Source organism: Pseudomonas sp. WAC2, from assembly GCF_030403525.1.
Classification (GTDB): Bacteria; Pseudomonadota; Gammaproteobacteria; order Pseudomonadales; family Pseudomonadaceae; genus Chryseomonas; species Chryseomonas luteola.
The window spans coordinates 164,695-187,943 of the sequence record NZ_JAUEPD010000005.1; the positions used below are offsets into that span (position 1 = coordinate 164,695).

The 23,249-nt window shown below is 56.2% G+C and carries 19 protein-coding genes; 7 read left to right on the top strand and 12 right to left on the bottom strand.

Translation table 11 applies throughout. From position 1 onward, the window contains the following. Window positions 1-18: 18 nt before the first annotated feature. Complete coding sequence (gene gnd / locus QWJ10_RS12570; RefSeq protein ID WP_010795654.1) at window positions 19-996, top strand: phosphogluconate dehydrogenase (NAD(+)-dependent, decarboxylating); 978 nt, start codon at window positions 19-21, stop codon at window positions 994-996. Window positions 997-1,086: 90 nt separating this feature from the next. Further along, window positions 1,087-1,899, top strand: a complete 813-nt coding sequence (locus QWJ10_RS12575; RefSeq protein WP_289926796.1) for an HAD family hydrolase — start codon at window positions 1,087-1,089, stop codon at window positions 1,897-1,899. A gap of 46 nt (window positions 1,900-1,945) precedes the next feature. Here the strand turns inward: QWJ10_RS12575 and QWJ10_RS12580 are convergent, their stop codons facing one another. The 8 genes from QWJ10_RS12580 to QWJ10_RS12615 form a co-directional block, all read right to left on the bottom strand. Beyond that, on the bottom strand, window positions 1,946-2,839 hold the full coding sequence (locus QWJ10_RS12580) for an ABC transporter permease subunit (RefSeq protein ID WP_010795656.1): 894 nt from the start codon (window positions 2,837-2,839) through the stop codon (window positions 1,946-1,948). Further along, window positions 2,836-3,717: an ABC transporter permease subunit gene (locus tag QWJ10_RS12585; RefSeq protein WP_112297964.1), complete on the bottom strand. Its 882-nt coding sequence runs from the start codon at window positions 3,715-3,717 to the stop codon at window positions 2,836-2,838. Before QWJ10_RS12585 ends, QWJ10_RS12580 begins: the two co-directional genes overlap by 4 nt. A gap of 11 nt (window positions 3,718-3,728) precedes the next feature. Beyond that, complete coding sequence (gene potA / locus QWJ10_RS12590) at window positions 3,729-4,883, bottom strand: polyamine ABC transporter ATP-binding protein (protein WP_219651105.1); 1,155 nt, start codon at window positions 4,881-4,883, stop codon at window positions 3,729-3,731. 178 nt (window positions 4,884-5,061) lie between these two features. Further along, a complete protein-coding gene (locus tag QWJ10_RS12595) occupies window positions 5,062-6,132 on the bottom strand; it encodes a polyamine ABC transporter substrate-binding protein (protein ID WP_074822650.1) in 1,071 nt (356 codons plus the stop codon). Between the two features lie 450 nt (window positions 6,133-6,582). After that, the gene (locus tag QWJ10_RS12600) at window positions 6,583-7,680 is read right to left on the bottom strand and encodes a polyamine ABC transporter substrate-binding protein (protein ID WP_122041717.1); all 1,098 of its coding nucleotides are present in this window, start codon (window positions 7,678-7,680) and stop codon (window positions 6,583-6,585) included. A 217-nt stretch (window positions 7,681-7,897) separates the two neighbouring features. Beyond that, window positions 7,898-9,268 carry an aspartate aminotransferase family protein gene (locus QWJ10_RS12605; RefSeq protein WP_289926802.1) on the bottom strand — a complete coding sequence of 457 codons (1,371 nt, stop codon included), beginning with the start codon at window positions 9,266-9,268 and terminating at the stop codon, window positions 7,898-7,900. A 46-nt stretch (window positions 9,269-9,314) separates the two neighbouring features. Next, window positions 9,315-10,673 (bottom strand): glutamine synthetase family protein, encoded by a 1,359-nt coding sequence (locus tag QWJ10_RS12610; protein WP_010795663.1) that lies wholly within the window; start codon window positions 10,671-10,673, stop codon window positions 9,315-9,317. Window positions 10,674-10,759: 86 nt separating this feature from the next. Next, on the bottom strand, window positions 10,760-11,512 hold the full coding sequence (locus tag QWJ10_RS12615) for a gamma-glutamyl-gamma-aminobutyrate hydrolase family protein (RefSeq protein WP_197872822.1): 753 nt from the start codon (window positions 11,510-11,512) through the stop codon (window positions 10,760-10,762). 280 nt (window positions 11,513-11,792) lie between these two features. Between QWJ10_RS12615 and QWJ10_RS12620 the strand changes: the two genes are divergently transcribed. From QWJ10_RS12620 to QWJ10_RS12640, 5 genes are all read left to right on the top strand, one after another. Beyond that, on the top strand, window positions 11,793-13,169 hold the full coding sequence (locus tag QWJ10_RS12620) for a glutamine synthetase family protein (RefSeq protein WP_074822246.1): 1,377 nt from the start codon (window positions 11,793-11,795) through the stop codon (window positions 13,167-13,169). Window positions 13,170-13,312: 143 nt separating this feature from the next. Next, window positions 13,313-14,368, top strand: coding sequence for an extracellular solute-binding protein (locus QWJ10_RS12625; protein ID WP_289926807.1), 1,056 nt, complete (start codon window positions 13,313-13,315; stop codon window positions 14,366-14,368). Between the two features lie 137 nt (window positions 14,369-14,505). Continuing rightward, complete coding sequence (locus tag QWJ10_RS12630) at window positions 14,506-15,168, top strand: TetR/AcrR family transcriptional regulator (protein ID WP_289926809.1); 663 nt, start codon at window positions 14,506-14,508, stop codon at window positions 15,166-15,168. 219 nt (window positions 15,169-15,387) lie between these two features. Then, window positions 15,388-16,497 carry an agmatine deiminase gene (gene aguA / locus QWJ10_RS12635; RefSeq protein ID WP_289926811.1) on the top strand — a complete coding sequence of 370 codons (1,110 nt, stop codon included), beginning with the start codon at window positions 15,388-15,390 and terminating at the stop codon, window positions 16,495-16,497. Between the two features lie 191 nt (window positions 16,498-16,688). After that, window positions 16,689-17,369 (top strand): type 1 glutamine amidotransferase domain-containing protein, encoded by a 681-nt coding sequence (locus tag QWJ10_RS12640; protein ID WP_197872826.1) that lies wholly within the window; start codon window positions 16,689-16,691, stop codon window positions 17,367-17,369. 99 nt (window positions 17,370-17,468) lie between these two features. Here the strand turns inward: QWJ10_RS12640 and QWJ10_RS12645 are convergent, their stop codons facing one another. The 4 genes from QWJ10_RS12645 to QWJ10_RS12660 form a co-directional block, all read right to left on the bottom strand. Beyond that, complete coding sequence (locus QWJ10_RS12645) at window positions 17,469-18,752, bottom strand: OprD family porin (RefSeq protein ID WP_289927234.1); 1,284 nt, start codon at window positions 18,750-18,752, stop codon at window positions 17,469-17,471. A 352-nt stretch (window positions 18,753-19,104) separates the two neighbouring features. Beyond that, a complete protein-coding gene (locus QWJ10_RS12650) occupies window positions 19,105-20,418 on the bottom strand; it encodes an OprD family porin (protein ID WP_289926813.1) in 1,314 nt (437 codons plus the stop codon). Window positions 20,419-20,694: 276 nt separating this feature from the next. Continuing rightward, complete coding sequence (locus QWJ10_RS12655; protein WP_289926816.1) at window positions 20,695-22,059, bottom strand: OprD family porin; 1,365 nt, start codon at window positions 22,057-22,059, stop codon at window positions 20,695-20,697. Between the two features lie 205 nt (window positions 22,060-22,264). Continuing rightward, window positions 22,265-23,236, bottom strand: a complete 972-nt coding sequence (locus QWJ10_RS12660; RefSeq protein WP_074822222.1) for a sensor domain-containing diguanylate cyclase — start codon at window positions 23,234-23,236, stop codon at window positions 22,265-22,267. Window positions 23,237-23,249: the final 13 nt, after the last annotated feature.

The window sequence follows — 23,249 nt, forward strand, 5'->3', positions numbered from 1 at the left end:
GCTCGTGGAGGCAACAACATGCAACTTGGCATTATCGGACTGGGCCGGATGGGCGGAAACATTGCCCGCAGGCTGATGAAAAACGGGCACGAGGTCTTCGCATACGACCGCAGCGCCGACTCCATCGAGACGCTGGCCAAAGAAGGCGCCAAAGCAACAACCGGTCTTGAGGACATGATCCAGCAGATGGCTAAGCCACGCGCGCTATGGGTCATGCTTCCGGCGGGTGACCCGACCGAACAGACCATCAACACCCTGGGCCAGATGCTGGAGCCGGGCGACACCATCATTGATGGTGGCAATACTTACTACAAGGACGACCTTCGCCGCGCCAAGGCGCTGGCCGAGAAAGGTATCCACTACCTCGACGTAGGCACCTCTGGAGGCGTCTGGGGCCTTGAGCGCGGCTACTGCATGATGATTGGCGGCGATAAGGAAACCGTGGACCGCCTGGATCCCATCTTCGACACCCTGGCCCCTGGCTATGGCGACATCGAGCGCACCCGTGGCCGCAACGCCCCGGACGAGCGTGCCGAGCGTGGCTATATCCATGCAGGCCCGGCTGGTTCCGGTCACTTTGTGAAGATGATTCACAACGGTATCGAATACGGCATGATGCAGGCGTACGCCGAAGGCTTTGACATTCTCAAGATGCGCGGCTCCGAAAATGTACCGGAAGAAGAGCGCCTGCAATTGGATTTGGCAGACATCGCCGAAGTATGGCGCCGTGGCAGTGTCGTTTCCTCCTGGCTTCTGGACCTGACCGCTCAGGCACTGGCTCAGGACGTGGAACTGGAAAAATTCAGCGGATTCGTGTCCGACAGTGGTGAAGGTCGCTGGACCATCGAGGCCGCTATTGAGGAAGCCGTACCTGCCCCGGTACTGACGTCCGCACTGTATGCCCGTTTCCGCTCACGCCAGAAGGCGACCTATGGCGACAAGCTCCTGTCGGCCATGCGCTTCGGCTTTGGTGGGCACGTAGAAATCCCGCAGTAACGCTTTCCGAGCAGGCTTGGAGGTAGCGCATCGAGGCGCACCTCCAGGCAGCCTGTCGCTCTTTTCTACTATGGCTCGACAGGAACGATAATGACGAACCACCCGTATCAACTTATGCTGTCGGATGTCGATGGCACCCTTTTGCGTACCGACAAGCAATTAAACCAAGCCACGATCGAGGCCGTACAGCGCCTGCGTGAGGCTGGAATCGACTTTACGCTGGTCAGCAGTCGCCCGCCACGGGCCATGCATTGGCTGATCGAAGCGCTTGATCTTACCCTCCCCGTCGGCGCCTTCAACGGCGGCACCCTGCTCAAGCCGGATGGCACGCTCTTGCAGGCACACCGTATACCCCGGAATGCCGTGGACAGCGTGTTTGAGCAGCTTGAGGACGAAGACCTGGATATCTGGCTCTTCGCCGATAATGAATGGATCATTGCCAATCCAGACAACCACTACATCGGCCATGAGAAAAGAGCCCTGGGCTATGATCCGCTGATCGTCGACCGCTTTGACGACTACCTTGACCGGGTCGACAAGCTGGTAGCTGTCAGTAAGAACCATGATCGCCTCGCCAGCCTGCAACCCGAGCTGGATCAGAAGCTGGGGCAATACGCCCACACCGTACGCTCCCAACCCTACTATCTGGATATTACAGCCGCCCAGGCCAGCAAAGGCCATGCACTAGTGGCACTGGCGGAGCATCTGAGCATTCCGCTCACGCGTACTGTCGCCATTGGAGACGGTGAAAACGATATTTCAATGTTCAAGAAAGCCGGGCTCTCCATTGCCATGGGACAAGCCGAGGAAGACGTCAAGGCTCACGCCATGCAGATTACCGCCGAAACCGACAGGAACGGTCTGGCCGAGGCCATACACCGATTCATTCTGGCAACAGGCTGATCCACCCCAGGCATAAAAAAAGCCACCTTTCGGTGGCTTTCTTGTATCAGCTATTGGTAGGCGGCGCGGTGAAACGCTCAACGTCCCGCTCATTGGCAGTTTCTGTCACCGTCGACTCCATGGCCTCCTTCAACCCCTGCAGCCGCTTCTTCTCAGCCCGACGCGTGAAATACCACGCGAGGAAGGTAAACAGCGAGACCGCCAGCAGAATCAGGCTGGCAATGGCATTGATCTCCGGCTTCACACCCAGGCGCACAGCGGAGAACACCTCCATTGGCAAGGTGGTTGAGCCAGGGCCGGACACGAAGCTTGCAAGCACCAGATCATCCAGCGATAGCGCAAAGGACATCATTCCACCCGCTGCCAGAGAAGGCGCAATCATCGGGATGGTGATCAGCATGAACACCTTCCAGGGACGCGCGCCCAGGTCCATGGCGGCTTCCTCGATAGACAGGTCCAACTCGCGCAGACGCGCCGACACTACTACCGCTACGTAAGACGCGCAAAAGCTGGTATGGGCGATCCAGATCGTGACGACACCCCGATCCTGCGGCCAGCCGATGAACTGTGCCATGGAAACGAACAGGAGCAGCAGCGACAGACCGGTAATCACCTCAGGCATGACCAGCGGTGCAGTGACCAGACCGCCAAACACCGTACGCCCGCGAAAGCGAGGAATACGCGTCAGCACGAACGCCGCCAGCGTTCCCAGGATGACCGAGGAAATCGCCGTGTAGAACGCGATTTCCAGGGAGCGCCCTACGGCGCCCATGAGCTGGTTATTGTCCAGAAGCCCTGCATACCAGTGCACCGACCAGCCGCCCCAGACAGTCACCAGACGCGAGGCGTTGAATGAATAGATCACCAGGATGACCATCGGCAGGTAGATGAACAACAGGCCCAACACCAACATCAGGTTTGTGAACTTCAGGCTTCTCATAGCTTGCCCTCCAGTTCCTTCGCCTGATTCCTGTTGAACAGGACAATAGGCACGATGAGGATGATCAGCATGACCACCGCCAAAGCCGAAGCCACCGGCCAGTCGCGGTTATTGAAGAATTCCTGCCACAACACACGGCCAATCATGAGCGTTTCCGGCCCGCCCAGCAGTTCCGGAATCACGAACTCGCCCACTGCGGGAATGAAGACCAGCATGCAGCCCGCGATAATGCCGTTCTTGGACAACGGCACCGTGATACGCCAGAAGCTGGTAAAGCGACTCGCGCCTAGGTCGGATGCCGCCTCCAGCAGTGTCAGATCATGCTTCACCAGATTGGCGAACAGCGGCAGGATCATGAACGGCAGGTAGGAATACACAATCCCCAGATACACCGCGAAATTGGTATTGAGCAGGCGCAGCGGCTCGTGAATCACACCGATAAACATCAGGAATTCATTGATCAAGCCGTTGGTGGACAGAAGCCCCATCCAGGCATAGACCCGGATCAGAATGGCCGTCCAGGTCGGCATCATGATCAGGAGAAGCAATACCGTCTGTACATCCTTGCGCGCCCGAGCGATGGCATAGGCCATCGGATATCCGATCAGAAGACAGATCAGCGTACTGATGCCAGCGATCTTGAGCGAACCAAGGTACGCGTCCAGGTATAGCGGATCGTCCGTGAACATCAGGTAATTCCCGAAATTCAGGGCAATATCCAGCTGCTGGTCGGCATAGGTCAGCAGTTCGGTATAGGGTGGAATCGCGACGTCCGCAATGGCGAAACTGATCTTCAGCACAATGGCGAACGGCAGCAGGAAGAACAGGAACAGCCACACGAACGGGACGCCGATAACCAGGCGGCGGCCGTCGAACAGTTTCTTCAGACTCATGATTGCAGTACCACGCCGCTGTCATCTTCCCAGTACACCACTACCGGATCGTCCCACGTTGGGCGTTTGCCCAGGCGCACGGCGTTGGCGATGAAGCACTGGACCAGTTGCCCGGACTCCAGCTTGATGTAATACACCGAATGCCCGCCCAGATAGGCAATGTCATGCACGGTCCCGCGTAGCCAGTTGTAGTTGGGGTGTTCATGGTCTTCCGGCAGGCGGCTGGCCATCAGGAGCTTTTCCGGACGAATCGCATAGGTCACGCGCTTGTCTTCAGCGCGGGTGCTAATCCCGTGGCCCACGTAGATGTGCCGCTCGAGCTGCGGCGAGGCAATGATGGCGTGATCCGCATCGTCCTCGATCAGTTCACCGTCGAACAGGTTCACGTTGCCGATGAACTCACAGACCAGGCGGCTGGCCGGCGTTTCATAGATGTCCATCGGGCTGCCTACCTGAGCGATCCAGCCCAGGTGCATGATCGCGATGCGCTGAGCCATGGTCATGGCTTCTTCCTGGTCATGCGTCACCATCACACAGGTCACGCCCACACGCTCGATGATCTCCACCAGTTCCAGCTGCATCTGCGAACGCAGCTTCTTGTCGAGCGCTCCCATCGGCTCGTCGAGCAACAGAAGCTTGGGCCGCTTGGCCAGTGAGCGCGCCAGGGCCACCCGCTGACGCTGTCCACCAGACAGCTGATGCGGTTTGCGCTTGGCATACTGTGTCATGTGCACCAGCTTGAGCATTTCGGCCACGCGCTGGTTGATCTCTTCCCTAGGCAGCCTGTCCTGCTTCAAGCCGAACGCAATGTTCTGCTCGACCGTCATGTGCGGGAACAAGGCATAGGACTGGAACATCATGTTGATCGGCCGGTCATACGGCGGAATATTGGTGATGTCCTGCCCGTCTAGGAAGATCCTTCCCTCGGTGGGTTGCTCAAACCCCGCCAGCATGCGCAGCAGCGTGGATTTACCAGAACCGGAGCCACCAAGCAGCGCAAAGATCTCGCCTTTGTTGATGGTCAGTGAAACATCATCAACTGCCACCGTTTCATCGAATTTCTTGGTTACCCGATCGATCTTCACCAGCACTTCTTTGGTCTGCTGAACACCGGTCACGGCTTTTTTAAAGGCACCGGAGGCTATCGCCATTATTTACTCCCCAGGGGTCTTGAAATCCTGCCTGACAGCTACGGCATGAGGTTCTAGAGTCGGTGCGGAAAACCCCTCCGCCCTTCTTGCCCTAGCGCCGCCGACCGTGCCTCTTTTCGCCTTGCTGTCAGCCAGGCATTCAGCCTGACTCAACGGTCAGGCTATCGAATATGGAACGCTATTTACCGGATTTGATCCGGGTCCAACTGCGTGTACTGACCCGCAATATCTGCGGAGGCAGTTCCGCCATCACATACAGCTTGTCCATCACCTCTTGGGGTGGATAGACCGTTTCATCCTGGCGTACCTTCTGGTCCATCAGCTCGCCTGACTTGGGGTTGGGGTTAGCGTAACCAACGGAGTCGCTTACCTTGGCAATCACCTCAGGCCGCAACAGGTAGTTGATGAACGCATGTGCCTCTTTCGCATTGGACGCATCCTTGGGGATGGCCAATAGATCAAACCACAGGTTCGCTCCCTCCTTGGGAATGGCATAAGCGATCTTGACGCCCTTTCCCGCCTCCTCGGCACGTGACGCTGCCTGGAAAACGTCACCCGAATAGCCAAAGGCCACACAGATATTGCCGTTGGCCAGATCAGAGATGTATTTCGAGGAGTGGAAATAAGTCACGTACGGGCGAACCTGCAGGAGCTTCGCCTCGGCTTTCTTGTAATCGTCAGGATTTGTGCTGTTGGGGTTGAGCCCCAGATAGTTCAGCATGGCCGGAATAACTTCATCCGGCGAGTCCATGAAGGAAACACCGCACTTGGTCAGCTTCTTGATGTTTTCCGGCTCGAACAGCACTGCCCAAGAGTCGATCTTGTCGGTGCCAAGCACCTCTTTGACCTTGTCGACATTGTAACCGATACCGTTGGTTCCCCATAGGTAAGGCACGCTGTGCTCGTTACCCGGATCGTTGGTCTGAAGCTGCTTGAGCAGAGCAGGGTCCAGGTTCTGCCAGTTGGGCAGCTGGCTGCGGTCCAGCTTCATGAACGCGCCAGCCTTGATCTGCTTGCCCAGGAAATGGTTGGACGGCACTACCACGTCATAGCCGGTCCGGCCGGCCAGAAGCTTGCCCTCGAGGGTTTCATTGGAGTCGAACACGTCATAGACCGGCTTGATTCCGGTTTCCTTCTGGAAATCTTCCAGCGTGGTCTCACCGATGTAATCGCTCCAGTTATAGATGTGCACGACTTTCTCGGCATGGGCCAGTGGTGTAAAGGCCAGCGCAGCGGCAGTGGCAAGCAGCGTCTTACGAAGGGAAAGAAACACTCGGTCGTCCTCTTGGTTAGTGGCCAGTCCATACCTGACTGTGCGGCCGATTTCCTTGTGAAGAATCTATGAATGAATACAGGTTTAACGCGACGGCCCTACCATAGGGCTCTTACCTAACCCTGGAACGCATCCGGCATCGGCTAATATCGACCGCACATGCACTGTTGCAGACATGCGAATTCCCGGCGGCTACCGCCAGTGGCAATAGTGCCTTCATCTGCTTACCGTACGGCCTGCCTGATAACGGGCCGCGTTGATACAGGATGAGCGCGGAAATGTCACGGATAAACTGATTTTTCGTATCGGTACAGTTCACCGAAGCTGCAATCAGATTAGAGCGTGGGTCGGATAATCGCTGCGTTGTATACATGCCCTATCCTTCCAGAAGGCCCCTCCAACAGCTGCCGGAGGGGCCTGCATCACTTATTTGCCGGACTTAATCGTTGTCCAGGCACGGGTCATCGCACGCTGCACCTTGGCCGGCAGGTCCGGGAAGGCGTACAGCTTGCCCATCGTCTCCTGAGTCGGGTAGATGCCCGGGTCGTTGCGAACCTCGTCGCTGACCAGCGGTGTCGCTTCCTTGTTGCCGTTCGGGTACTGCACGTAATCGCTGATCTCGGCAATGATCTCCGGCTTCATGATGAAGTCGATGAACTTGTAGGCACCCTCAGTGTTAGTAGCGTCCTTTGGAATGGCCATGGTATCGAAGAAGGTACCGGCACCTTCCTTGGGAATGTTGTACTTCACCGTCACTCCATTCTTGGCATCAGCGGCTCGGGCCTTGGCCTGGGCGATGTCGCCGGAATAGCCGACCGCCACACAGACATTGCCGTTCGCTAAGTCAGAGATGTACTTGGACGAGTGGAAATAGGTAATCGACGGACGAATCTGCATGAACAGATCCTGCGCCGCCTTTAGCTCTTTAGTGTCCTGGCTGTCAGGCTTGTAGCCCAGGTAATGCAGACCGGCGGGAATGATCTCGGTTGGCGAGTCCAGCAGCGCGACACCACAGCTCTTGAGCTTGGAAATATTTTCCGGCTTGAAAATCAGATCCCAGGAGTCCACCGGGGCATTGTCGCCCAGTGCAGCCTTTACCTTATCAGGGTTATAGCCAATACCGATGGTGCCCCACAGGTAAGGAATGGCGTACAGGTTACCCGGATCGCTGACTTCCAGGGTCTTCATCAGCTGGGGGTCCAGGTTTTTCCAGTTGGGCAGCTTGTTCCTGTCCAACGTCTGGTAGACGCCAGCCTTGATCTGCTTGGCCAGGAAAGAGTTGGAGGGGACAACCACATCATAGCCCGACTTGCCCGCCAGCAACTTGGCTTCGAGTACCTCGTTGCTGTCATACACGTCATAGACCACCTTGATGCCCGTTTCCTTTTCAAACTTGGCAATGGTGTCTTCAGCGATGTAGTCATTCCAGTTGTAAACGTGCAGAACCTTGTCGTCTGCCATCGCGTGACCGGCGAAGGCGCCAGCCAGACTGAGTGCGAGCAGTGTCTTGCCAAAAGCTTTCATGCGGAAATGCTCCTAAACAGGGTCGTATAAGTATTCCGGAGGAGGCTTTTCGATCCTCCCCTGGTGCGTCTGGCCAACGCACCGGCGCAGTCTGGCAAGGTCCGGCGCGCGGCTCAAGAGTGCGCCACCATTCCTTTTGATTTTTGCCATCATCCAAGGGTGCTGTTATGTCAGACAAACACCCCTGGACGCTCGTTCTGCTCGCGACTCGTCTTCACTACCGATGCAGGTCGGCAGCCGTCAGGTCCAGGCACTTGCGCACCAGCACCATCAGCTCATCGATCTGCGCGGGCGTGATGACCAGCGGTGGCGAAATGATCATGGTATCGCCCACGGCCCGCATAATCAGGCCATTGCGGAAGCAATGTTCCCGACAGATCATGCCTGCCTCGCGTCCCGTGAAGCGCGCCCTTGTCCGCTTGTCCTGTACCAGCTCCAACGCGGCCACCAGGCCCACACCCCTCGCCTCGCCTACCAGCGGATGATCAGCCAGCGTCTGCCAGCACTTCTGCAAGTAAGGTGCCGTTTCGCTTTTGACTCGCTCGATAATGCCCTCGTCGCGCAGGATGCGGATGTTCTCCAGCGCCACAGCTGCCGCAACCGGATGCCCCGAGTAGGTGAAACCGTGGTAGAACTCGCCGCCCTGGTTGAGCACCTCGACGATCTCGTCCCGCACGATCACACCTCCCATGGGGATATAACCGGAGGTCAGCCCCTTGGCGATGGGCATGAGGTCTGGCGTTATGCCGTAGTGCTGACTGCCGAACCATTCTCCGGTACGCCCGAACCCACAGATAACTTCATCGGAGATGAACAGAATGTCGTATTTCGCCAGTATTTCGCGAATCCGCGGCCAATAGGTGTCCGGCGGAACGATTACACCTCCAGCGCCCTGAATTGGCTCGGCAATAAAGGCGGCCACCTTATCCTCGCCGAGTTCCAGGATTTTTTGCTCCAGCTGATCGGCGATGCGAATCCCGAACTCATCCGGGCTCATGTCGCCGCCCTCGCCATACCAGTAAGGCTGGTCGATGTGCTCGATTCCCGGAATGGGCAGATCGCCCTGCTCGTGCAAGGCCTTCATGCCGCCCAGGCTCACGCCGGCCACGGTTGACCCGTGATAACCATTCCAGCGGCCGATGATAATCTTCTTCTGTGGCTGCCCCTTGGTCGCCCAGTAATGACGAACCATGCGCAGGACAGTATCGTTGGACTCCGAGCCCGAGCCGGTAAAGAACACGTGGTTCATGCCGTCGGGTGCGATATCTGCAATCGCCTTGGCCAACTCGATAGCTGGCGGGTGCGCAGTCTGGAAGAACAGGTTGTAGTAAGGCAGTTCGCGCATCTGCCGGGTAGCGGCCTGAACCAGCTCTTCACGGCCATAGCCGACATTCACACACCACAGCCCGGCCATCCCATCGAGGATGCGATTGTCATCGCTGTCCCACAGATAGATGCCTTCGGCACGCGTGATGATGCGCGAGCCCTTTGCATTGAGCTGCTTGTAATCCGTAAAGGGCGGCAGGTGATGGTTCCGGCTGAGTGCCTGCCAGTGCGCGGTACGCTCGCTGACGGTCCTGTCGTTCATAACACCTCCTGGGTTGGAATGCGCCAGCTGTGCTGGCGCGATCAGGTCATACGCTCATCAACAGGAACTCGCGCTCCCAGGAACTGATGACCCGCTTGAAGTTTTCATGCTCGGCGCGCTTGACGGCCACATAGCCCCGCGTGAAGCGTGTGCCCAGGTATTGCTCAATGGTCACGGACTGCTCCATGCGCTCCAAGGCTGCTTCCAGCGTCAGCGGCAGGCGCAGGTTACGACGCTCGTAGCCACGCCCCTTGACGGGAGCGCTAGGTTCGATGCCTTCGATCATGCCCAGATACCCACACAGAAGACTGGCAGCCAGCGCCAGATAGGGATTGGCGTCTGCACCGGCCAAACGGTTTTCCACACGGCGATTCTGCGGGTCGGAATCCGGCACCCGAAGGCCTACAGTGCGGTTCTCTTCGCCCCACTCCACGTTTACCGGAGCAGAAGTGTCCGGCAGGAAACGACGAAACGAGTTCACATTGGGCGCAAACAGGGGCAAGGCTTCGGGGATGTATTTCTGCAACCCACCAATGTGATGACGGAACAGCTCGCTCATCGTGCCGTCGTCTTCCGAAAACACCGTCTTGCCTGTCTTCAGGTCCACGACGCTCTGGTGCAGGTGCATCGCGCTGCCGGGCTCACCGGTCATGGGCTTGGCCATGAAGGTAGCCGTGACGTTGTGCTTCAGAGCGGCCTCGCGCATGGTTCGCTTGAATACAATGATCTGGTCCGCCAGATGCAGGGCATCGCCATGACGGAAATTGATTTCCATCTGGGCCGTGCCTTCCTCATGAATCAGCGTATCCAGATCCAGCTTCTGAAGCTCGCACCAGTCGTACATGTCTTCAAAGAGCGGATCGAACTCGTTGGCGGCATCGATCGAGAACGACTGGCGACCCGTCTCCTGGCGACCGGAACGGCCTACCGGGGGCTGCAGGGGATAATCCGGGTCATCGCTACGCTTGGTGAGATAGAACTCCATCTCGGGCGCGACGATCGGCTTCCAGCCTTTGTCGGCATACAGCTTGAGCACCTTCTTCAGGATATTGCGCGGAGACAGTTCGATCGGGCGACCCTGCTTGTCGTAGGTGTCGTGGATGACTTGCGCCGTGGGCTCGATGGCCCAGGGCACGAGGAAGACAGCGTTCTCGTCAGGCCGGCAAAGCATGTCAATATCGGCCGGATCGAGAAGCTCGTAATAGATATCATCCTCGACATAGTCTCCCGTCACGCTCTGCAACAGAACGCTCTCCGGCAGACGCATGCCTTTTTCATTGATGAATTTCGAAGTGGGCGAGATCTTGCCGCGGGCGATGCCGGTCAAATCGGAAATCAGGCATTCGACTTCGGTGATCTTGTGTTCTTTCAACCACTGGGTGAGCTGGTCAAGCTGGTTAGCCATAAAGACCTCAAGGTTTTGAAAAACCTGCCCGGAAGGCATATGGACTTACCGTCCAAGCAGGATGATACGGCGGTCAAGGACCGCCGTCAGCGCTGCCCGGCCCGCTGTCGGCAGGCATCGCCAAAGGCGTTGAAAATCGCCAGATAATTCGAATTGGAGCGTACCTGCCATTCAGGATGCCACTGCACCCCAACGGCAAAGACAGAGGCGCCCTCTACGGAAAACGCTTCCACCAGGCCATCCGGCGCCAGAGCTTCGGCCCGAAGACCAGGCGCGAGACGCTCGACGCCCTGCCCATGCAGGGAATTGACCTGGAACTGCTCGGGCAACCCCAAGCGCTCGAATACACCGCCCGGCTGAACATGAACGGCATGACTGGGCGCGTACTGCAGGTCAAGCGGGTCATCCGGTCGCTCGCGGTGGTCGGCAAACGGGCCGGCCTCGTGCACCTTCTGATACAGGCTGCCGCCCATTGCCACGTTCATCTCCTGAAATCCGCGGCAGATACCGAGCACAGGAACACCTGCATCCACGGCCGCCCGAATCAGCGGCAGAGTGGTACGGTCGCGATCAGGATCATGGGCGGTGCCCGGCGCGCTGGGAGGCCCCTGGTAATGATGCGGCTCCACGTTGGAAGGCGAGCCGGTAAACATCAATCCATCGAGACGTGCAAGCAAGGTGGGCTGGTCAAGCAGATCAGCCAGCGCGGGAATAACAAGTGGTAGGCCACCCGCTCCGGTCACGACGGCACGCAGATACTTGTCGCCGGCGATGTGGAAGGTATGCAAACCGATCTGCTTGGTGCAGGCGGTCACGCCGATCAACGGCAGGCACGACATGGGACACCCGTTACGTTTGCCATGGTTGGATGAATTGGAGAGTAGTCTTGTTCATTTTTTTCCACAACCGTTCTTTCAAGACCGCTCATGCGGTTCGCACATTCTCTTTCAGCCGGCGTGTTACGGGGTCTCAAGCGAAGCCCTGTGCCCCAATGAAAGGCCGTGATGAGGCCTTCGAGCACCAATAACGAGCAAAGTTGACTTTAGGTGCCCTTTCGGATTGACTCCTAGGTGAAGTCCCCCGCTGATTGATATTTTTAACAACTATAGGTGTTGCATCATGTCGGTACCCCCGCGTGCCGTTCACTTGAATGAAGCGACCGACTTCCTCCAGGCACATCCTGAAGTGCAGTTCGTCGACCTTCTGATCTCGGACATGAACGGCGTGGTGCGTGGTAAACGCATCGACCGAAACAGTCTGCCCAAAGTCTTCGAAAGAGGAATCAATCTACCCGCCTCACTCTTCGCCCTCGATATCACCGGCTCCACCGTAGAAAGCACAGGCCTCGGCCTTGATATCGGTGACGCCGACCGCGTCTGCTACCCCATCGCCGGTACGCTCTCCATGGAGCCCTGGCAGAAACGCCCCACCGCACAACTCCTGATGACCATGCACGAAATGGAAGGCGCGCCATTCTTCGCCGATCCTCGCGAAGTGCTGCGTCAGGTCGTTGAACGCTTTACCGAGATGGAACTGACGGTCGTCGCGGCCTTCGAGCTTGAGTTCTATCTGATCGATCAGGAAAACATCAACGGCCGGCCCCAGCCGCCCCGCTCGCCTATTTCCGGCAAGCGCCCGCAGTCCGTTCAGGTTTACTCCATCGATGATCTCGACGAGTACGCCGATTGTCTGCAGGACATCATCGACGGTGCCCGTGCGCAGAATATCCCTGCCGATGCCGTCGTGGCCGAGTCGGCTCCCGCGCAGTTCGAGGTCAACCTCAATCACGTGGCCGACCCGATCAAGGCATGTGATTACGCAGTGCTGCTCAAGCGGCTGATCAAGAACATCGCCTACGACCATGAAATGGACACTACCTTCATGGCCAAGCCCTATCCGGGGCAGGCAGGTAACGGTCTGCATGTGCACATTTCGCTGCTGGACAAGAATGGCAACAATATTTTCACGAGCGAGGATCCCGAGCAGAACGCCGCGTTACGTCACGCCGTCGGCGGTGTGCTCGAGACCCTGCCCGCCTCGATGGCCTTTCTATGCCCCAACGTGAATTCCTATCGCCGCTTCGGCTCGCAGTTCTACGTACCTAATGCACCAAGCTGGGGGCTGGATAACCGCACCACGGCGCTGCGCATTCCGACCGGCACGCCCGATGCCGTGCGGATCGAGCACCGTGTGGCGGGCGCTGATGCCAACCCCTACCTGCTACTGGCAGGCGTACTGGCCGGAATTCATCATGGTCTGACCAATCACGTCGAACCGCCGCCGGTGACCGAAGGCAACTCTTACGAGCAGCACGAGCAAAGCCTGCCGAACAACCTGCGTGATGCCTTGCGGCAACTGGACGACAGCGAAATCATGGCGCGATACATCGATTCGAAGTACATCGATATCTTCGTGGCCTGTAAGGAGCATGAACTGGAAGAATTCGAGCACTCTATCTCGGATCTCGAATACAACTGGTACCTGCACACCGTCTAGCACATCGGTTGTAGACAACGTCCGTTCGTCCTCGCCGGGCGGCCGTTGTCTGTTTACGAGAACGCCGTCACACTTTGCAGCTTTTCGTACCGTCCTGGCCTTAGTTCCACGGAAGGTCCCATGATGGAACACAAGGAGTTTCCATGCGAAAGCTGCTCATGGCGCTTGCCATTCTGCCCCTGCTCGCCCAGGCCGAAGAGGTTGTGCACGTCTATAACTGGGAGGATTACATTGACCCTCAGGTCATCAGTGATTTTCAGAAGGACACCGGCATCCGTGTCGACTACCACACCTTCAGCACTTCTGAGGAGGCAAATGCCCTCTTGAATGGCGACACGCCGATCGATGTGTATGCCCCTTCCCATGACGAGCTCAAACGACTCATCCGGGAAAACAAGCTGCAAAAACTCAACACCCAACAGCTGCCCAATACCAGCAAGCTCGATCCCTATATTTCGGGCATTCTGAACTCCGTGGATCCGGGCAATCATTATGCCGTCCCCTATCTATGGGGCGCAGTAGGTCTGGCAATTAACGTTCCCAAGGCGCAGGAAGCCTTTGGCGGTCCGCTGCCGGAGAGCTGGAGCGTGCTGTTTGATCCCGAGCAGATCAAGCGTCTTTCCAAATGCGGAGTCAACCTGCTGGATGACCCTATCTATGTTGCTTCGATCCTGATGAACTATCAGGGCAACATTCCCGAGCGCAGCTCTCCCGCGCAGATGGAGAAAATTGCCAAGGACCTGATGAGCATTCGCCCTTATGTTCGCTCCATCGATAACGACGCCACGGTTGATGCATTCAAGAATGGCCAACTATGCGTAGCAATGGTGTACAGCGTAGGCGATGCAATCAATGCGCGTAAGACAGGCCAGCCGGTCAGCTATGTCGTACCGCAGGAAGGCACGTATGTCTTTGTGGACACCTTGGTTATTCCCAGCAAGACACGGAATCCGGAGCTGGCGCACCGCTTTATCAATTATGTGATGAGCGCTCGGTCCATGGCCCGTATTACCGAGGAAACTTCTTATCCAAACGCCAACCTCGACTCGATGAAGTTGCTTTCGCCTGAGCTTCAGAAGGAAAATGCGCTTTACCCCAACGGAGCGTTGCGCCGTCGCCTGTTTGCTCTGGTTCCGCCACCTGCCGAGACTCGCCAGACATTTGAAGGTCTCTGGCAGACATTCAAGCAGGCTCACTAAGTTTTCAGAGGGAATCAACAGGCAAGCTACCCCTGGATGGGCCGTATCAGGTTCTGACAAGGCGCGGTAATACGGCGTGTCCGTACAGGCATTGTCAGAACCTCATCACCTTTGCGACCCAGGATACTGGTAGAGTCATGGCCCGAACCCCAAGCCCACGCAAGGCGCGCAGCAGCAGCCGCCAGCGCATCGAGCAGATTCTGACAGCGGCTCGGCATATGCTGATAGATCAAGGGCCTGCACGCCTGAGTATCTATGGCATCGCCGAAAGGGCGGGCCTTCCGCCTTCCTCGGTCTATCACTTTTTCCCCAGCGTTGCCGCCTTGCTCGAGGCCCTTACTCAAGAGGCTCATGCAGCGTTTCGCGCCTGTCTTCAGACTTCCGTCGACCATGACAGCCTTAACGACTGGCGTGATCTGTCGCGGATCGTCGAGGCACGCATGCTGGAAGTATATGAACAGGATGCCGCGGCCAGGCAATTGATCCTGGCCAATCATGGCCTGACCGAAGTAGTCCAGGCCGACCGACAGCATGACACACAGCTGGGCGAGCAGCTTCAGGCACTGTTCGCAGCCCATTTTCATCTGCCGCCCCTGCCGGACGATATCGACGTCTTCGCCCTTGCCATGGAACTGGGTGATCGCGTCTACGCAAGATCCGTACAACAGCACGGCGTTATTACGCCTCGCTGGGCAGCAGAAAGCCATCGGGTTTTCGATGCCTACCTTAGTCTTTACCTTCCGCCCTATTTGCCCAAACGAAACACGTACCTGCCAAACGATCTAACAGTTGCCCAATAAACCGATAGTTATCCGTCCAGTTATCACATGCTGTAATGGTATTGCTTAAATTCATTTTTAAGTCGGATATTTATCCGTTATAAAGCACGCCTTTGCCTGTCGGCATAACGGCCAGCCAGTAATGGCGCTCGAATCTGCTACCGTTAACGGGATGTCCTGCTCATTCGCGACCGTTGCCTGAACCTGTACGACCTACCCCTTCGATGGAGAATTGCAATCATGAGTCTGCTCGCCTCGACACCCCGTGCTGAAGGCTTCCGTATGCCCGCGGAGTGGGAGCCCCAAAAGCAGGTCTGGATGATCTGGCCCGAGCGTACCGATAACTGGCGCCTGGGTGCCAAGCCAGCCCAACTGGCCTTTACCGAAGTCGCACGAGCCATTGCACGCTTCGAGCCGGTCACCGTTGGTGTTTCTGCTGCTCAGTTCGACAATGCCTGTGCACGACTCAACCACCCGGCCATTCGTGTCGTCGAGATCAGCAACGATGATGCCTGGGCGCGTGATACCGGGCCGACTTTCGTCATCAACGATCAGGGCGAAGTGCGCGGTGTGGACTGGACCTTCAACGCCTGGGGCGGGCTGGTTGGCGGGCTGTATTTTCCCTGGAAGCGGGACGATCAGGTCGCCAGTAAAATCCTGATGATGGAAAGCTGCCCCCGCTACCGCACTGAGGATTTTGTGCTGGAAGGCGGTTCTATCCATGTCGATGGCGAAGGCACGCTCATCACCACCGGCGAGTGCCTGCTCAACCGCAACCGCAATCCGCATCTGTCCCAGCGTGAGATCGAGGCGATCTTGAGTGATTATCTGGCTGTGGATAAGGTTATCTGGCTGCCGGACGGTTTGTATAACGACGAAACCGACGGTCATGTGGATAACTTCTGCTGCTACGTGCGTCCTGCCGAAGTGCTGTTGAGCTGGTGCGACGACGAAAACGACCCGAACTATACACGGTGTCGCGCGGCGCTTGAGGTACTGGAAACCAACACGGATGCCAAAGGCCGCAAGTTCACCGTCCACAAGATTCCAACGCCCGGCCCTCTGTACGCGTCGGACGAAGAATACGAAACCGTAGATGCTTCAGTGGGCAGTCAGCCACGCAAGTCAGGCGAGCGTCTAGCGGCGTCGTACGTCAACTTCCTGATCGTCAACGGCGCCATCATCGCACCAACGTTCGATGTCCCGGAAGATGCCGAAGCGCTGGACGTTCTTCAACGCTGCTTCCCTGAGCGCGAGATCGTACAGGTCCCAGGCCGCGAGATTTTGCTGGGCGGTGGCAATATCCACTGCATTACCCAGCAGCAGCCTGCCCCCAGAGCGCGAAACTAAGCACACGCGTACTGTGGAATAAAACCGGAGCCTCCCGCCAGGCTTCGGTTTTTTGTGAACACGCCAGGCACTTCATGTACAAGTGCCATCACGCATGTGATAACGCTGAATTGTCCTCTCGGGTGTGCTGTCCATACCCCTACCGCGCTCCATAAGGAGCTTATCGGCAACTGGATCGGTGGACCCATCACATGAATATCCTTCTCGTACTGACGTCCCATGACCAACTAGGCAATACCGGTAAAAAGACCGGCTTTTGGCTGGAAGAGTTTGCGGCACCTTATTATGTCTTCAAGGACTCAGGCGCTACGCTGACCCTGGCGTCACCCAAAGGGGGCCAGCCGCCTCTGGACCCCAAGAGTGATGAGCCAGAGGCGCGCACCGAGGCGACAGAACGCTTCCGTAATGATCCCGACGCACAGGCGGCTCTCGCCAATACCGTGCCGCTCGCGAGCGTCAAGGCGGATGATTACGACGCTGTTTTCTATCCCGGAGGCCATGGGCCGCTCTGGGATCTGGCTGAAGATCAGGACTCCATTGCGCTGCTGGAAGCCTTTTATGCGATGGGCAAACCCACCGCCTTGGTTTGCCATGCACCCGGCGTGCTGGCCAAGGTCAAGACTGCTGACGGTGAGCCTCTGGTCAAGGGTAAGCAGGTAACAGGTTTCACCAATACTGAAGAGGAAGCGGTTCAACTCACCGACGTCGTACCCTTCCTCGTGGAAGATATGCTCAAAGCCAACGGCGGCCTGTACAGCAAAGGGGCTGACTGGGCGCCTTACGTACTGACTGAAGGTAATCTGATAACAGGCCAAAACCCCGCCTCTTCGGAGCCTGCGGCCAAGGCCGTGCTGGAACAGCTCTCTCGCTAAACCCGTGGAGCCTTCTGCAAAAAGAAAATGCCGCCTTCCCAAAAGGGAGGCGGCATTTCCAGTCTACGTACCATCGTAAAGGATGGCCTTATTCACGTCTTAGAGCAGCGGAATCGAATAGCTCAGCATCAGACGGTTTTCATCCTGATCGCGGGTGTTGGCGACATCGTTACGCCATACCGCGTTACGCCACTGAATGCCCAGCCCTTTCAAGGTTCCGGTAGGCACGGTATAGCCCAGGGTAAAGTCCCGCTCCCACTCGCTCGGATTGCTGCCAGCCGCCTCGATATGGTCTCCCTTCAGATAGACCACACCTGCCGTCAACCCCGGCACGCCCACCTTGGAAAAGTCATACGCGTAGCGCACCAGCCAGGTCCGCTCACCGGTACGCGTAAAGTTCTGATTCTGCGAGAAGGTGATCAGGTATGGCGTAGCACCATCCCCCTGGTTCAGGAAGGGAAAGTTACTGTCCCCGTTGATGACCTGATAGCCACCGCCAAAGGTATGGCCAGCCACACTGTACAGGAACTGACCGCTGTACAAATCGTTATCGACCTTGCCCTTGGTTACGCCGCTGCCGTAGTAGCCATTGGAGTAGTAGTCCGGATTATGTCCATTGGCACCATCTTCGGTACTGTGGAAATAACGCAGGTCACTCTTAAGCACACCCGGACCGATCTGCCAGTCATGCACCAGACCCAGGAAATGCTGCTTGTAGTAATCTTCAAGGTTGGCGTAGTAGTAGCTGACCGTCAGGTCCTTGGTCAGCTTGTAGTCACCCCCCGCAAAGTAGAACGCGTTGCTGAGCTCGGTGCCGCCAAGAATGCGCAGGCTGTCCATGTTTGAAGAGTTACGCGCCTTGGAATGCTCCAGGCGACCGGCATTCAAGGTCAGGCCTTCGATTTCCCTGGAGGTGATCATGCCGCCCTCAAAGGTCTGTGGCAGCATGCGGCTGTCGTTATAAGTCACGACCGGCAGGGTAGGCATTAACGTGCCATAACGCAGTTCGGTCTTGGAAATGCGAACCTTGGCCGTCAAGCCCAGCGTTGAGAAATCATCAACACCATTGCCGCTGCTGTTAGCCGGAAAAACGCTGTTGGCGTCTGTCCCATGCGTACCCTTGCCAGAGTCAAGTCTAAGCCCAAGCATGCCCAGGGCATCGACACCAAACCCTACCGTCCCTTCGGTAAAGCCGGACTGGTAGTTGAGCATGAACGCCTGCCCCCACTCCTCCGCCTTGGAGGCAGATTTAGGCGCAGCCGAGTCACGGTTATCCTGATTGTAATAGAAGTTACGTAACGTAAGGGTAGCCTTGCTGTCTTCCAGGAAGCCCGCTGCATGGGCAGCGCTGTTTAGGGTCAGGCCAAGGCAGCCGGCAGCAATGGCTGCGGCAAGAGGTTTTACGTTCAAAAGATGCTCCACAACTAACAACAACAAGAGCGGCTGTTAAGGCATACGTACGGCCGCACGGCTAGGCCGGCAAGAGAGCGGGTAAATTGAGGTTGGCTTTATAACGCCTTGTATCTTCATTCCCTGAAAGATAAAGCGTTCACTGACGCGTCCCTTGTCGGCGGCGCAAAACTAAATGTAAAAAAGTGTTTCGTCCATAACAAAGTGCCATCATTTCAGGCAAAACACTTTTTCACCGAAAGGCTTGAATATTCAGAGAAATTCTTTTCTGCCAGGTCCAAGCTTGATAAGGCTTGCCCTGTAGCGACAAGCCCCTCCAACCTCATCAGAGCAGTGGAATGGAGTAGTTGATAATAACGCGCGTTTCATCCTGATCACGCTGCCCGGGAAAGCCCGGCCGGTACATGGCATTTCTCACCGTAAGACCCACACCCTTCAAGACTCCTCTGGGCACCGTATACGACACGGTAAAATCACGCTCCCATTCGCTTCTGTCACCTGTTTGATAACGGGCATTATCACCATGCCAGTAAGCAACACCGGCATTGAGCCCTTGTACACCTACGTTTCCAAAGTCGTACGCGTAACGGACATGCCAGGTATCCTCACCCGCATGGATAAACTTGCCTATCTGGGCATTGGTGATGGTGTACAGGGTCTTGCCATTACCTTGCTCAAGGTAGGGGAAGTCACTGTTACCTTCCGAGCCCTGATACCCTACACCCAGCGTATGCCCCGCTAGGCTATAGCTGAACATGGCACTGTACAGGCGGTTGTCGACCTTGCCTTTCACCGCACTCCCGCCATCGTAATACCCGTTGGCGTAGTACGCAGGCTCATGCCCATTGGCACCATCGCTACGGCTGTCGAAATACCGTAGATCCGTTTTCAACACACCAGAGCCTAACGGCTGACTATGTAGCGCGCCTAGGAAGTGCTGTTTGTAGAAGTCTTCCAAGCTGCCATAGTAATACTGGAGCGTCAGTTTTTTGGTGAGCTGGTAATCAGCCCCCGCATAGCGAAACTGGTTGCTGTCCGTCTTGGATCCGGCAATGGAAATCGACTCATAGTTGCTGGAGTTACGGTCTTTAACGTGCTCGATCTGGCCTGCAATCAATGTGAGGTTATCGAACTCTTTCGAGGTGATCTGCCCGCCCTCGTAGGTTTGCGGCAACAGGCGCCCATCGTTGTAGTTGACCACAGGGAGCTTGGGCATCAGCGTGCCATAGCGCAGCTCGGTGTTGGAAACACGAACCTTGGCGGTCAATCCCAGGCTGCTGAAATCATCCGTGGAAGCACCATTGCTTTCGCGGGGAAACATAGTTCCTGGCTGGCGACTGCCTTTGCCGATATGACTGCCAGAATCCAGTTTCAGACCCAACATACCTATCGCGTCTACTCCAAAACCTACCGGCCCCTGTGTGAACCCGGACTGATAGTTGAGTATGAACGCCTGTCCCCACTCCTCGACCTTGGAAGGGTCCGTTGCCTTGCCGCCGCTTCGGTAGTCGGAGTTGATGTAAAAGTTACGCATGGACAGCGTAGCCTTGCTGTCTTCGATAAAACCGCCTGCTTGCGCGGCCGTATGCAAGGAAAGCAGCCCGATGGCAGTCGCCAGGGCAAAAGGAGAGGTATTCAAGGTGTGCTCCAACGCAATAACGACTTCTTGCAGCGCCGGAGCGCTACAACGCTTGGGGCAAGAGGCTGTTATTCGGCGGGCTGTTGTGCCTCCTGCAAGAGGCGGCAAAACTAAAGTCAAACGTTTAAAGCGTCCACCCTTCAATGCACTCTTTTGGGTCAAAACACTTTTAGCCAGGTAGCGCTTTTTATGCCACTCACCTGTCGATACAGTACCCGCCGTGAGCACGCAAAAAAAAGCCCGCCATAAAGGCGGGCTTTTTTCCGAACCGCTCTATTAGAGCAGCGGCAACGAGTAGCTGACGATCAGACGGTTTTCGTCTTGGTCGCGTGCACCTGGGACGCCAGAAGCATTTTGGGCAGAAGCCGGCAGGCCCGTGCGGAAGGAAGCATTCTTCCAGGAAAGACCTAACCCTTTGAAAGTACCTTGCGGGATAACGTATGTGACCGTGAAATCACGTTCCCATTCGCTTCTATCACCACGACCTGTATCAATGTTATCGCCACGCAGATAGACAACACCAGCTGTCAAGCCAGGCATACCAACGGCAGCAAAGTCGTAGGAGTAGCGAACCTGCCAAGTATCCTCACCTGCACGATTGAATTTAGCGATCTGTGCATCAGTATTGATATATGCAGTCGCACCACCGCCAGTGTTAATAAACGGGAAATCACTGTTTCCATTGCTGATTTGATAACCCGCAGCAACAGTATGCCCCTGAATAGTGTAAGCAAATAAAGCACTATACAGTTGGTTATCAACCTTACCCTTCAGCGTATTACCACCGTAATAGCCGCTAGTGTAATAAGAAGAGGTATTATTATTTGCACCATCGTCTTTGCTGTTGAAATAGCGCAGATCGGTCTTAAAGGTACCTTCACCTAACTTGATGCTATGACCCAAGCCCAGGAAGTGCTGCTTATAGAAATCTTCCAGGTTGCCGTAGTAGTACTGGAGGGTCAGATCTTTAGTTAGCTGGTAATCAGCCCCGGCATACCAAAACTTATTGGTATTTTCACCAGTAGCACTATTAGCGCCGGCAATAGACAAATTATCACTGCTGCTTGATCCACGAGTTTTAGTCTTGGAAAGCTGACCGGCAGTGAATGTCAGGTCCTTGATCTCTTTAGACTGGATCTGACCGCCTTGGAAGGTTTGGGGCAACAGGCGACCATCGTTAATAGTCACCACCGGCAGCTTGGGAGACAAGGTGCCGTAACGTAGTTCCGTCTCAGATACTTTAACTTTTGCCGTCAGGCCCAGGCTGCTGAACTCATTTTCATAGCTGCCATCTGTATCCAACGGAAAGCTGCCGCTAGTACTAGGCTGGCGCTCTGCCGTGGACTTACCGACACGACCGCCGCCATCCAGGCGCAAACCCAACATACCAACGGCATCAACACCAAAACCAACGGTGCCTTGCGTGTAGCCGGACTGATAGTTGAGCATGAAACCCTGGCCCCATTCCTCGTTCTTCGAGGGCTTGGCAGAGCCATTGCGGTTATCTGTGTTGATGTAGAAGTTCCGCATCGAAAGCGTTGCCTTGCTGTCTTCTACGAACCCAGCAGCTTGAGCGGAGGAAAAGGCATACAGAGACAAGCAAGCGCTGGCGACAGCCAGAGCCAAAGGCTTCTTACCCATGAAAATAGATGCTCCAAACTATTTTTGTGTTGCTACTGAACTTATCGGTCGATAAGTTCAGAACTTAAGCGTAGACCACTAGCAACACCGTTTTAACGCTATTTGAAATAAGGTTTCCCCGTCTTATTTCATGTAGCTATTAAAACCGTCATTAGTGACCGGTTCCCTTGCAGGGGAGCAAACTAAATGTAAAAAGGGTTTTCGTCTAGCCCTGGACGATCTGATCTTTACCCTGCCGCTTGGCCTTGTACATGGCCTCGTCAGCACGAGCGTAGAGGGCATCGAGCCCTTTGTCGTCTTCCTTGAGAACGGCCAATCCCTGACTGATCGTAACCCGCAGGGGGCCTTGGGGAGTGGGCACCATCAACTGGCGTACTGCTCGTTGCAAGCGTACCCCGATTTGCTCCGCCAGCTCTCGATCACAGCCCGGCAGCAGCAGCGCAAACTCTTCTCCACCGATGCGGCCAAACAGATCGCCCCGGCGGATCATTTGGGCTCCACATTCAGCCACACGCTGAAGCACCAGATCGCCCATCTGGTGACCGAAGCGGTCGTTGATTTTCTTGAAGTCGTCGATATCGAAAAGCAGAAAAGCCAGCGGCTCAGCGGTCGTTTTAGCCAACTCAAAGGCACGCTGTGCGCTTTCGAAGAAGTGACGCCGGTTACTGCTGCGCGTAAGCACGTCAGTTGTCGCCAGGCGCTGGAGTTCTTCCTCCATGCGCTTTTTCTCGGTGATGTCTTCGGCGATACCGACGACCAGCAGCGGCATACCGGCTTCGCTGCGCTGGCTGACGAAGCACTTGTCGCTTAGCCAGCGAATTTCTCCGTCCCCTCGAATAATGCGGTATTCACGGGATTCCATGGCGCCCTGCTGAAGCACCTGGTTAAGCGTTTCCTGAACATATTCGACGTCATCGGGGTAGACGTTATTTATCCAGACGTCGTAGCTGGTCATGGCCAGGGCGATCGGCCGACCAAATACCTGCTCATAGGCAGGGCTTACATAGATGACTTCACTAGTCTGCCAGTTGAGTGCCCACAGAACCGAATTAACGCTTTCCAGCAGAGCGCTAAAGAGTCTTTCACGTTCCCGCAGACGCTCAGCCTCAGCACGCGAATGCAGTAACGCGAGCATTGTTTCATCCGCAGAAAGCGGACCTAGCAGCTGTTCGTCCATAATGTCGCCGTTA